A 12690-nucleotide genomic window follows, 5' to 3' on the forward strand; every position below is an offset into this window, starting at 1 on the left:
GCTCAAATCCAATGCAGCCATGGCAAAATCACCGAGCCATACCGTTTTGACGCAGAGTAACCATCTATTTATGTCGATATATTCGGCATTTCGTCTTGAGGTTTTGTCTAACAAGCTCAATTTGAACTACTTTGAGTTGCGAGCGAAGCTTTATCTTTCAGCGCTGACATCATCGTTCCAAGAACTTCAGTCGATGAAGGGTGCGTAACATGAGTTATATAAGGGTTAAGTCAACCCAATTAGCTTATTTCTGAGCGGAGTAATAGTAATATATGTCGAACAAAATATTAAGCACTACAATAATTTCTTTTATCGCTCTTCTAAATGCCTTGGTAAAAGTAGTGACAAGAATAGGAAATATTCGATTTCAATTGGTGGGGTACTTATCCCGGAAAGTAATAATATGCCTGCTGTTGAGCACAGTAACTAGTGAAAACCTTTCGGCGCAGGGTGGACATAAATCCAGGGAACAAACAACCGCTCACTATAGTCTGACAGAAGCGCACCCTTCCCGCATTAGTGTGGAGAGAACACGCATTTTTTCCCGGGCGTTGAGCTCTATAACCAAAGCGGGTCATAAAATTCAAACTATTGCACGTAAAAGCCTTGATGAAATGGGAGACCTTGCAGAGTGGTTATGCTGTCTGAGTTTAAATAGTCAGACATCTGGTACTTTTGATAATCCGGGCGAGGGCACTGAACAGCCTCCTGAGTACTGGCAGACTGTTGCAGAAACACCCGAAACCATCATAAGTGATGCCATATTGACCGCCCATATGCGATGCCTAACCTTAGAAGAGGGCGGTTGCCTGAGCCTGGTTGAAGATGAACTTGAATCCGTATTGAATCGGCTTCCAGACTATCAGGGGGAAGAAAATAATTCGGCACTTTTATACCATACACTTCGACGAATTTACCGGGCGCGTAAAAAATATGAAGAAGCGATTTTAATCACCCAAAAAGAACTGGCATCGCTCCCGCTGGCGTTTATCACGAACCACGACCCCCAGGCTTTTGTTGACTATGCAGAATTATTGGAGGAAGTGGGGCGTTCTGATGAAGCAAACCAGTTCCTGGATGGTCAGAATTTCAAAGATTCCCCTTATATCGAGCGCAGAAAAGAGCTTTGGCGAGCGAAGTTTAACCGTAAAAACGGCAACCTGGCTGAAGCTGAGCGTGCCTATCTGCGAGCTTTAATCATCGCCCATAAAGATCCACAAGTTTATCTGGATTTTATCCGGTTTTATTCTGAAACAGGTCAGCCTTTACTGGCGCAGGCTCTGACAAGTGCCATGCACAGGGTTGTTCTGGAATCATCTCAATGGCAGGAGTATGGCGACACGCTGAAAGACTACATTGAAGGCGAGCTGCCTGAAGATCTGAAAGGGTATTATGGCACAATGGATGACCTGATACCCGCTATAAGACTATGGATTAACAGTGGTCTGCTGGAAGAATCTTCACCGTACTGGCTTCCGTTAATGAAATACATTTCTGACCTTGGAGCTGATATTACGGATGAATTTTGCAGCCGGAATCGAGCATTAAAACCGCTGATACTGGATATCCCCCGTGATCTCTCCATGTCATCCGAAGGTCGGCTTCAATATTATGAGACCCTCTATAAATTGCACAGAAGCTGGATTGACAGTGACTTTTACAAAGATGCTGTTCTAGGAAGCATGTTTTACGCCTTGAAGGAGGAATTTGATGATGGTGAAGCTCAGGTAAAACTGGCTCAGTTTGCTTTTGACCAAGGTCAGGTCGAAGGATTACTGAAAAGTCATCTGGTCAACATAAAAACACTTGAAATATTAATTGATGATCACATCAGTAAAGGAGATATAAACAGCGCAATAGAAATACTGGCTCTGCTTATCCAGCAATCCCGATGGAATAACTCTTCAAGCGCCTTTCAAAAATGGATGGATAAACTGGCCAGACACATGAGCAAAAAACAGTCAGCACTGATTTTAGAAAGTTTGTTTGGTAATTTTTCATGGGTTTATTCCTCTATTCCTAAAACAATCACCAGCCTTGCTGATGCGTTAGGGCAAGAGGTTATAGCAAACTTAATAAGACAGGTATTGAATGCCGGATCGGTTAAATTTCATGAAGAAAACCATTCCAATTTGGTCTGGTTATTACAAGAAAATATATATAGCCCCATCCTCCCTAAGTTTCAGGAACCTATACACTCTGCTCTCTTGTCGCACCCGACCATCAAACGTGTATGGGATGATCTACTGAGAGAAAGTGAATATATCGCGGAAGTAAAGAGACTTCGTCACTGGATCAGAGTATTCCGTGAAACGAGTGCTCCCTTCAAGTCACCTGTAAAAATCAAGTTGGAAAACTTGCCAACAGAGAACCCGCCCCGCCTGAAACCTAGCAGGCGGGCCAGGTTATCATCAAGTTCAGAGGCCAGGAAACTGGCCAAATTATTATCCAGTATCGGAATACAACAACGGCATGTGCCCGGAGATGGTTTATGTATGTGGCATGCACTGGCCGCAAATTTGAATCATCTCAATATTGGGCAATACAACACCCTGCAACTACAGCAGATAATCAGCTCATATACGGCTGCATCTTCCTATGCTCCGGCTCAATGGGGAACAAGTGATCATCTTATGGTGGTATCTCAGTACTTCAATGTTCCTGTTATCGAAATACTATCGCCAAATCCCGGGGAGCTGGCTGCGATATGGTATCATCCCAGCCTGGAGGGTGGCACGATAATACAGCAATTGACCAGCGATGTGGATATACTCACAACATTACAACACCTGCACAGCCAGTACACGCCACCCATTATCATGATCAACAATATGTCACTCTCGAATAGTGGACTGGTATTGGATGGTAGCAATCACTGGTCAGCAGGTATCTGGCAAGATGGCGACTCTCAGATGATAGTTACACAGCATTCAATGAACCATGAATACAATTTAGTTTTTTTATCGATTCTAGGAGCCTATCGGACTTTTGCTTTTGAGCATAAATTTCAGTAGAACGAGTCGAATTACTCGATGGATTCGTGAGAATAGTTGACCTATTTAATCGAATTCATCGAATAATTGGGCCGTTCTTTCTGGAATTTAGGCCGAAATAGTCTTAAGTCCGACAGGCTCCTGGCTACAGGATCAATTCGTATGGTCAAAGCAAGCATTGATTTTCAGCTTTGAATCTCTGAAGGTCATATTCCCCGCCACTTGCGGCGTGCTATCCAGAGAACTACTTCATGCAAAAGATTGTGACATCAAAGAACAAGCAGCATTTGAAGCTGGTGTCAGCTTTGCCTACCAATGGCTTCGAGCACTCTCAAGGACATTCCTGATGGGCAGTTTCCCGGCTCAAGCAGTGCAGCTTTTTTGCAATTTTTAATGCGCCTCCCAGTGCATCGGGTTTTTTCTTGATCTTCAGGTCTTCGAGAGGTGCTTTTTCAGCAGGTGATAAATCATCCCACAATGGCTCGGCCATACTGCCCTGGATAACAAAAGGGACATTCCCCATACCGGCCTCGGCAATATCGTCAAACCGTCTTAGAAAATCATACTTGGCTTTATTCCAGGCATACTCGACACAGAAGTCAGGGCTGACATCCGGATTGGTTCTGTAATCATTCAGGATTTTGGCTCTGGCGGCATATTCTTTATTGTTTTGAACCTGAACCATTGAGAAAAATGCCCGCTGTTCAACATCTGACTTCCCACTCAGCACTTGCTGGGCATAGAAGAAGGGAATAGTTCTGGGAAAGTGTTTAAATTCTTTCTGGCCAATGTGAACAGGCTTTTTGTTGAAAAGCTCAATTTTGTTGCTACTGAAAAAGGTGATTTCATCCATGCAGTCATCGTAGTCATGGGTTAAACGAGCGGCAGAAGGTTTGTCGGAGGAAGGGGCTGAGAAACCACTGATTTGCTTATCCGGCTGTCCTGCTGCCCGTCCGCGAATCACATGGCCAGTGCCAATAATAATGACAATACCTTGTTGTTCAAAAACATCGTGCCAGACGGTTTCGGCATCGGACACCACCACGGCTTTTTGCAGCCTGTGGTCTTGCTCAAGACCTTCCAGAAAGGTTTGTATACTCACCAGATCTTCTGAACCGGACATGCCCAGGACAGCGGAGTAACAGATAGAGTCAGCGGACAGATTTCCCTCTACGGCTAATTGATTAAGGCTGTTATCAATCAAATGTTGGGTATCTCTGGCCACCATCTCTGGAGCAATGACTATCTTGCCGTTGGCTTCAGTCACTAAATCGACTTTAAATTCAGGGATATAGTGGCCTACAGCATTGGTGACTGCCCGGACCCGAATAGTGCTGGCACCACCGTCTACACCTATTTGAGCATGAATGTTGCAGTGTTTATCGCGGTCGCCTGGTGGCGTATAAATATACCAGGGAGAGATCATTCCTTCCCTGATTTCCAGAGCATCAGAGAACTCGTCAGCCAAAGAGGTGTTTGAAGCCAGGAGGAGTGTGATGACAAAACCCCGGAAAACATTGAGCAGCCATGAGCAAATGAAATGAAAGGTTGTCTTCCTTGAGAACGAAAAAATTTTCACGGTAAACTCATGGAACAGCATATTAATAACAGCGCTTCATTGAAAAACCCACGCAGAAGGATAGTTCAATAATTTTTTAAGCTGAAAATAATTACGGAATCGCGTTCTATGGCCTATCGATTGATACACCTTTCTGATCCCCAGCTAGTGCCAGCGGGTCAGCTGAACTATGACATCGACCCTCAGTCGAGGTTGCGACACTGCGTTGACAGGCTTTTGCAGGAAGTGCCGGAATCCAGTGCCTGTATTATCACCGGTGACCTGACTCACTGGGGCGAGAAAGATGCCTATCAAGTATTGAAAGAAGAGCTCGACAGACTTCCCTATCCTGTTTATTGCCTGATGGGCAATCATGATCATCGACAACACTTTCTGGAAGTGTTTCCTGACCATCCCAGACAGTCGGAAGGCTTTATTCAATTCTCCGTGGAAACGGCTCTGGTTAATTTGATTTGCCTGGATACACTGGATGACAGAAAGCGTAGCGGGATACTCTGTGAACAGAGGCTTGCCTGGCTGCAACATGAGCTGAACGCTTCTGATCAACCCGTTTGTCTGTTCATGCATCACCCACCTTTTGAAACCGGGCTGGCGAGTATGGACAGAGACAATCTGATCAATTCAGAAGCATTCTGGGCCGTGCTCCAGCCCTATAAAGACCGTATCCGACATTTGTTTTTTGGCCACTTGCACCGCTCTGTTTCAGGCAGTTGGCAGGGCATCAGCTTTTCATGTCCACCTTCTCTGGTGCACCAGACACCTTTTGATTTTCATAATCCCAAACCTGACTACGTTTCACCAGAGCCGCCGGTTTATAATCTGGTGGATCTGCATGCAGACAGGGTAGTTGTACACGCTCACAATTTTCTGCATGATTCGCCCGCTATTAACAGCAGAACCTGTCAACGCTATCAAAAGCCTGTGGATCCTGACTCATGAATTTTAATGAACCTGCACTTCTGAAAGACTGGGAAGAACGTTTTGTCGATTTCCTGCAAGACCGGGATTCTGACGATGCGTCCCATGACATTTCCCACTTTCAGCGGGTCTGGAAAACAGCTCAACAATTAATGAATGAGGGTGGCTTTGAGATTAACCGGCTGGTGGTTCTGGCAGCCTGTTACTTTCACGATATAGTTGTGCTGCCAAAGAATCATCCGGAACGTTCGAAGGCGTCGACTCTGGCGGCTGAAGAAACGCAAATCTGCCTGAAAAAACTGGAGTTCCCCCAAGATTTGATCAGTGCTGTATGCCATGCAGTGAAGACCCACAGCTATTCTGCGAACATCACTCCTGAAACTCTGGAAGCGGAAGTGGTTCAGGATGCTGACAGGATGGAAGCTTTGGGGGCAATTGGTATTGCGCGCTGTTTTTATACCGGGGGCAAACTGGGACAGAAACTCTTTGATCCGGAAGATCCCATGGGGGAAAACAGAGAGTTGAACGATCGTCAGTACTCACTGGATCATTTTGAAATCAAGCTTTTGCAGATCCAGAAGACCATGAAGACAGAGCCAGGGCGCAAAATGGCTGCACGTCACAGTGACTTTTTGCAGTCCTTCAGAACCCAGCTGTGTAAGGAACTTGCGGGCGATTACAGCTGAATTGGCCTTCAATTGGTAATGTTTTTGTTATTTTGTGACAAAACACCAGATTGAAAAAACATCGATCAAAAAACAAAGCGTTTGATTTAAACGGTCGTTTGATTTAATGTCTGGAGTTCTAATGAACTGCTTGCGGTAGGGTAGTTCATTAGAAGAAGTCCGAATAAAAATAATAAAAACATCTGGATAACCCATGAAAAAAACTAAAAGTTGGCTCAAGGGCGCTGCTCTTATTACCGGGTTTTTACCTCTTTTATCATTTGCGACCTGTAATCCCTTATCAATCGAAACATGCTCTTTACCGTTCCCCAGTAACCAAGCATTCACCATTCAATCAAGCACATCTCCGACAGGTGTTGTTGTGAATGTTGAAAACTCAATATTGCCTGATAGTGTACTGGCGGAATTGCAGGAAGGAGATAAACCTTCATCCATCTTAAATGGGAAAAGCGGGTTTTCAGCAGCTGGACCCATACTGTTTCAATTAGCTTCAACACCAGATCCATTATCATTGCCAATAGATGGTGGAGATGCTGTTAAAGTGTTTGATCTTAATACCGGTGAAGAGCTGAGTGTTTTTGTTAATCTCAGCAATCCGGCTTCTCATGCCGATGAAACCAACCCTAGAGTGGTTGTTGAAGTATCGCCTATGACTCGTTTTCCATATGGTCATAAGCTTCTGGCTGTGTTGACAAATAAACTGAAGAATCTGGATGGTGAAAGCTTTTCTGTACCATCATCTGTGCAGGAAGTAGTGAGCGACTCTGGTGCATTGGCAAACTATTACAGTGATGCTCTTGATTTCCTTGCTGGTAAAGACATTCAGGCCAATGAAATATTGTCGCTGACCGACTTTACAGTACAAGATCGATCTGAACTCAGTGATTCTTTCATGAGCATGGTTAATCTTGTTACTAGTCAGGATCACCCTGTCGAAATTTTATCCGTCGACTATCATCGGTTTGGAGCTTTTTCAGCAAAAATAGAAGGCCGGATTCGTCTTGTCAGCTTCAGGGAAAGTGATGGGCGTATTTCTTATACTCCAGGTGGTGCAGGAAAGGATTACTGGACGAACTTTAGTCTCTGGCTTCCCTCTGAGGCAAGGCAAGGCCCCGTACCAGTCGTTATCTATGGACACGGGTTGAATTCTTCCAGACAGAGTGCTGAGCGGGTAGGTGAATCTGCTCTGAAAGAAGGGCACGCTGTATTTGCTATTGATCAGCCCCAACATGGTGACAGGGTTGTCCTGGATGGTGGGGATTTCAGTTCCATATTAACACCAGGAACAGTCAGCCGGCTGACGGGTATGGTGGTTCAGTCGCCTTTAGATATGAACTCTGTGCTAACGGGCATCCGGCAGCACCTTGATAAGCTGGATGTATTGCCAGAAGGCGGAGATGGCGTTATTGAATTGGATACAACTCGAATTTCTTACCTGGGGACTTCTCTGGGAGGGTTGTTAGGAGGAGCTTTTGTTGGCTCAGCAGGGGCTGAGCTTAATGCTGGTTATCTACAGGTACCAGGGGTTGGAGTGACTCATGTTCTTTCAAATTCAAGCCTTTATAACTCTAATGGTATATACAATGTAATTCCCTCCAGCGCTAATGGAGCTGAATCAGCCTGGATGATAGCTGTTTTTCAGAGCAAGCTTGATCAGGGAGACAGTATTCACTACGTTGACTGGGTTCGAACTCCTCAATACTCAGCTGCTGTGAAGCCATTGGCAATAATGTATGGGCAGCGAGATAAGATTGTGCCTTTTTATACTGCTGAAAGGTTAGCAAGGTTGGCAGATTTGCCTCTAGTCGGTCTAAATTCAGATCCGGTCACGGGCTTGAGGGTTGTAAGCGATATGGAACATGGCTATGGAGTCAACCAAAACGATGGTGGTCATTTGAGTTTCCTGAAGTATTTTGAGGTCCGGAAATACAGGAATTGGCTGAAGCAGCTTCCATAAACATGACTTATTGGCAGAAACTTGTACTGTTAACCTTCGGGAAATCTACTTATACTTTCCGGCAATCTTGTCGGAGCGCCATGAGCTGAGACCGAAATGCTGTTTTTCGGAATCCGTAGAACCTGATCAGGCTAAAACCTGCGAAGGGAACAAGAAGACCCGTTCTGGGAGTGGATAGAATCTGGATTTTACCCACTCCATGAAATCTTTCTTTATTGAAAGATCGGGTCTGGCCAATCCGGCAAGCCATATCGAAATTGAAGGACACTGAAACGATGGCTTGCGAGAAAAACACGTCTGATTTTGACCGGCAATTGCTGATTGATGCCTGTCGCCCTTTCCCCAACTCTCAAAAACACTATGTGACAGGCAGTCGCGAAGATATTCGTGTGGGAATGAGAGAAGTTCATTTACACGATACCCATGAACGCTTTGGTGGCGGTAAGAATGAACCCGTTCGGATCTATGATACGTCAGGCAGTTATACAGAGACTGGCGTTCCCCATGATTTGAATCAGGGGCTACCGGGCTTACGTTCAAAGTGGATAGAAGAAAGGGCAGATACTGAATTGCTGGACGATCGTTCATCAGAGTTTGCCCGCTCCCGGCAGTTTGACCTGCGCCTGGAAGAAATTCGCTTTAAAGCATTGAGAACACCTCTCAGGGCAAAATCCAACCAAAATGTCTCCCAGCTTTATTACGCCAGGCAGGGAATTGTGACTCCGGAAATGGAGTACATCGCCATTCGTGAAAATATGGATCTTGCTGAGGACTCTCATATCACACCGGAATTTGTCAGAAAGGAAGTGGCTGAAGGGCGGGCCATTATCCCGGCAAACATTAATCACCCGGAATCCGAACCCATGATCATTGGGCGCAACTTTCTGGTGAAGATCAATGCCAATATTGGTAACTCAGCAGTGACTTCTTCTATAGAGGAAGAAGTGGAAAAAATGCTCTGGTCGGTTCGCTGGGGTGGCGACACGGTCATGGATTTATCCACAGGCAAGAATATCCATGAAACCCGCGAGTGGATTATCAGAAACTCTCCGGTACCCATCGGCACAGTGCCCATCTACCAAGCCCTCGAAAAGGTTAAGGGTAAGGTCAAGGAGCTGAGCTGGGAGGTCATGAAAGACACCATTATTGAGCAGGCAGAGCAGGGTGTAGACTACATGACGATCCATGCCGGGGTGCTCAGAGAGCATGTTGCCAAAACCAAAAACAGGGTGACAGGTATTGTTTCCCGGGGAGGCGGCATTCTGGGTCAGTGGGCAGAAATGCACAATGCTGAGAACTTTCTCTATGACAATTTCCGGGAACTGTGCGAGATCTGTCAGGCATACGATATCAGCTTGTCACTGGGAGATGGTCTGCGCCCGGGCTCTATCGCTGATGCTAACGATGAAGCCCAGTTTGGTGAGCTGAAAACCCTTGGGGAGCTGACCAAGATTGCCTGGGAATACGATGTTCAGGTCATGATTGAAGGGCCGGGTCATGTACCCATGCACCTCATCAAGGAAAACATGGATATGCAGCTGGAGCATTGCCATGAGGCACCTTTCTATACCTTGGGGCCTCTGACCACCGATGTAGCGCCTGGCTATGACCATATTACTTCAGGCATCGGAGCAGCGATGATCGGCTGGTATGGCTGCGCCATGCTTTGTTATGTAACCCCCAAAGAACATTTGGGTCTGCCCAACAGAGATGATGTAAAGTCCGGTCTGATTACTTATAAAATTGCCGCTCATGCTGCGGATCTGGCCAAAGGTCATCTTGGTGCTCAGGTTCGGGATAATGCCCTGTCGAAGGCTCGCTTTGAATTCCGCTGGCTGGACCAGTTCAACCTGGCTCTTGATCCTGATACGGCCAAAGCCTATCACGATGAGACTTTACCTCAGGATGGTGCGAAGGAATCAGAGTTCTGTTCTATGTGTGGACCTGATTTCTGTCCCATGCGCATGACCCAGGATGTACGCGAACTGGAAGAAACTGCCTGAAAATAAACACTGGGAGTCAGCCGTTGAGTTGATTCCTTTTGATCTGTCGAAGAAATGACGGAACTACTGTTAGCTATTCTCTTGGATAAGTTCGCTTACTGTCCCACTGACAAGGAGGTCATTGTGGTTCCGTTTTCTCCTCAATCGTTTCTGGATTTCTATCAATCACGTAAAGGTGTTGAAGGACAATACCCCATAATGGATGGTGGGCAGCTGTCATCTGAAAAAGTGGGCTGGTTTCAAGGGCCTTCTGATAAATACAATGCTTTTTGTCGCTCCGTGAAAATATTTTATGAGCGAGAAAATGAACTCATGGACAAGCCTGAGCTGGTGGGTGTTAGTCGGGAAGTGAGAACGGCTACTGGCCAAACGACTCCCTTGCGTAAGAGAAGCGTATCTGGAACTGATCCCTCCAAGCCTAAGCTTGCGAAAGTGTGGAATGATGAATTTATAGCCATTAACCAGGCCAGTCTCACTCGTTTGCATGATGCAGAAATAAAGCTGGTTCAACTGATCCTAAGCAAAGCCTCCGATAAAGAGATCCAACAGCAGGTAGAAAACCTGATATTTGAGTTTTGTAATGCCACAAAAACTCGAGATAACGGCGATTGGGAAGCTCATTTAAGAGACTTTATAGAGTTGGAAAAGCAGGATGTTCGGGTTCAGGTAGCTGTACATCTTCATCCGGAAGGGAAGAAGCCTGGAATAGGGGTTGATCGAAGTAAAGCGGGAGAACCCAAAAAAAGCAGATCAGTGTATTCCGATTACCTGAAAGGCTTTGGCGATCAACTCGGATATCTTGATACTGCCATAGAGAAGTTCAAGGCAAACCCGCCAAAAGAAGTGGGATTTACACGACAGGATCGATTGAAAGCCAGGAAAAACCCTAACGTCAGGCCTGATATTCAACCCTTGGATTTGGGGCCTCAAAGAGCTCCTGCACCTGTGTTTCACAAGCCAGACTCACCACTACCACCCCCTATCCATCAACTAGAGCCACTGGGGGCCGTTGCTCAGGAGCCAGGTGTAACAGAAGACATGAAAAGGGCATTTCAGGCCTTCCTGCGCTCAGGATATAACTTTGGTGAAAGTAGCGTTGATGATATTCAGCTGGCCTTCAACACTGGACTCTTAACTGAAGACTTTTTGGCAGCAGCCACCAAAGGGACTAATAAAAAAGAACAGTTTGAGTTAATGAACAGGATGTTAGGTGAGTTCAAAGGCAGTATGCACAGAGATGCTTTTTCCTATGAGCATGAAGCGACGTCACTTGAAAAAAGGCCGTCCTCTCCTGTTGTCACTGCACCACCGCCTGTTCTGAAACGCCAGAATTCGGAAGAGAGCCGACTGAAAGCTTTCGAAGTTTATGGCAACTCTTACTATGGTGCAGAGTTAAAATACGATCCATTGAATATGGATGACTTCAGGAGGGTTCAGGAGGCAGGGCTGCTGAATCCACAGTTTGTTGAACTGGCTCTGGGAGCGTGGAGTTTCGAGCAGGATATAGCTTTTGCTACTTTCCATACAGAAGTATTGGGACTCAGAGAAAAGGCAATGCAGCCACAACAAGCGGTGGTTGATACTAAACGACTGTCTCCAAATACTCCCCCGGAACTGAGAGAGAAGCTGATTAATGAAGCCTGCAACTTATTTGTAGGTATTCTTGGTGATCGCCAGTACGGTTTGACCGTTGATGATATGAAAAGAGCTTATCAGGATAGGGTGATGACCGATGCAATGGTCAACGCCTGTCTGGATAAAATGGAGTTCGATGATCCTCAGCTCAACGCTTTGGGTAAGCAACTCCATGAGGACAAATTTCCTTACAAAGCCAGAGTCAAAGATGATGATTTTGGTGACTTTCAATCGGCTTCATTTTCTACTCCAGGTGCAGGTGCAGGTGCAGCGCCAGATCCCAATGACCTGCCTGCACCTTTATTTGCCAATCTTCAGGAGTTTCAGCAGTACTTAAGAGATCCTTCGCCTGAACCTTATGACATCAGGGACGAGCGGGGTAACGATGATTGGCAAATGAGTTTGTCTTCACTCAGTGCTGGGTTCACGGGTCTTCGTCAGGAAGATTTACTGGAGAATAAAGAACCAGAATTAATGCTTCCTCCAGTAGCTGGGCCGGTAGTCACTCCGCAGCAACAAGTGAGAGCAACAGAGGAACAGAAGAAAGCCTTTAGGAAGGCTAAATCATTTAACTCGGGTATCAAGGATTCTGATCTGGCCGCTGCTATTCGAGTTTTAAACGCAGATCAACGTTTAGCGAACGGTGTGTTGACCAGAGGCGGTAGACAACAGGAATTCCTTCGTGAATTTTCAGGAGCCATTGTTTTAGAGGCTAGAAAAGGTCATTCAACGACGGGAGGTGTTTCTGTTGTTCAGCAGACGGTAACCACGCCTCCTCCTATTCCTGCCAGGCAGCCTGTTGCACCTCCTGTTGCACCTCCTGTTGCACCTCCTGTTGCACCTCCTGTTGCACCTCCTGTTGCACCTCCTGTTGCACCTCCTGTTGCACCTCCTGTTGCACCTCCTGTTGCACCTCCTG

General features: G+C 46.0%; 8 protein-coding genes, 1 pseudogene and 1 riboswitch. Of the genes and pseudogenes, 7 read left to right on the forward strand and 2 right to left on the reverse strand.

The window, feature by feature from the left end:
• Together ACR2PX_RS20245 and ACR2PX_RS20250 are read left to right on the forward strand one after the other, a co-directional pair.
• A pseudogene (locus tag ACR2PX_RS20245) lies at positions 1-208 on the forward strand (IS701 family transposase); the annotation flags it as partial.
• 205 nt (positions 209-413) lie between these two features.
• Positions 414-3014 (forward strand): hypothetical protein, encoded by a 2601-nt coding sequence (locus ACR2PX_RS20250; RefSeq protein ID WP_434001170.1) that lies wholly within the window; start codon positions 414-416, stop codon positions 3012-3014.
• A gap of 310 nt (positions 3015-3324) precedes the next feature.
• Here ACR2PX_RS20250 and ACR2PX_RS20255 read toward each other — a convergent pair whose 3' ends face one another.
• Positions 3325-4572, reverse strand: a complete 1248-nt coding sequence (locus ACR2PX_RS20255) for a hypothetical protein (protein WP_434001171.1) — start codon at positions 4570-4572, stop codon at positions 3325-3327.
• A 108-nt stretch (positions 4573-4680) separates the two neighbouring features.
• Here ACR2PX_RS20255 and ACR2PX_RS20260 point away from each other — a divergent pair, with 108 nt between their 5' ends.
• The gene (locus tag ACR2PX_RS20260) at positions 4681-5511 is read left to right on the forward strand and encodes a phosphodiesterase (protein ID WP_434001172.1); all 831 of its coding nucleotides are present in this window, start codon (positions 4681-4683) and stop codon (positions 5509-5511) included.
• Positions 5508-6176, forward strand: coding sequence for a phosphohydrolase (locus ACR2PX_RS20265; RefSeq protein ID WP_434001173.1), 669 nt, complete (start codon positions 5508-5510; stop codon positions 6174-6176). The genes ACR2PX_RS20260 and ACR2PX_RS20265 overlap by 4 nt, the downstream gene beginning before the upstream one ends.
• Before the next feature lie 27 nt (positions 6177-6203).
• On the opposite strand, the gene ACR2PX_RS20270 is transcribed toward ACR2PX_RS20265, so the two are convergent.
• Entirely contained in the window at positions 6204-6506 is a 303-nt protein-coding gene (locus ACR2PX_RS20270; protein ID WP_434001174.1) for a hypothetical protein, read from the reverse strand.
• Between the two features lie 31 nt (positions 6507-6537).
• On the opposite strand from ACR2PX_RS20270, the gene ACR2PX_RS20275 reads away from it, so the two are divergent.
• From ACR2PX_RS20275 to ACR2PX_RS20285, 3 genes are all read left to right on the forward strand, one after another.
• Positions 6538-8133: a hypothetical protein gene (locus tag ACR2PX_RS20275; RefSeq protein ID WP_434001175.1), complete on the forward strand. Its 1596-nt coding sequence runs from the start codon at positions 6538-6540 to the stop codon at positions 8131-8133.
• 61 nt (positions 8134-8194) lie between these two features.
• Positions 8195-8299, forward strand: a riboswitch (TPP riboswitch).
• A 109-nt stretch (positions 8300-8408) separates the two neighbouring features.
• Positions 8409-10136 carry a phosphomethylpyrimidine synthase ThiC gene (gene thiC, locus ACR2PX_RS20280; RefSeq protein WP_434001176.1) on the forward strand — a complete coding sequence of 576 codons (1728 nt, stop codon included), beginning with the start codon at positions 8409-8411 and terminating at the stop codon, positions 10134-10136.
• Between the two features lie 123 nt (positions 10137-10259).
• A partial coding sequence (locus tag ACR2PX_RS20285) for a hypothetical protein (protein ID WP_434001177.1) occupies positions 10260-12690 on the forward strand: 2431 nt, incomplete at its 3' end.

This window comes from Endozoicomonas sp., assembly GCF_051008435.1.
Lineage (GTDB): Bacteria > Pseudomonadota > Gammaproteobacteria > Pseudomonadales > Endozoicomonadaceae > Endozoicomonas_A.

Coding starts and splice junctions, on each gene's coding strand:
- ACR2PX_RS20270 (WP_434001174.1), bottom strand. CDS start 6,506: ATGGTGAATGCTTGGTTACTGGGGAACGGTAAAGAGCATGTTTCGATT.
- ACR2PX_RS20265 (WP_434001173.1), top strand. CDS start 5,508: ATGAATTTTAATGAACCTGCACTTCTGAAAGACTGGGAAGAACGTTTT.
- thiC (WP_434001176.1), top strand. CDS start 8,409: ATGGCTTGCGAGAAAAACACGTCTGATTTTGACCGGCAATTGCTGATT.
- ACR2PX_RS20260 (WP_434001172.1), top strand. CDS start 4,681: ATGGCCTATCGATTGATACACCTTTCTGATCCCCAGCTAGTGCCAGCG.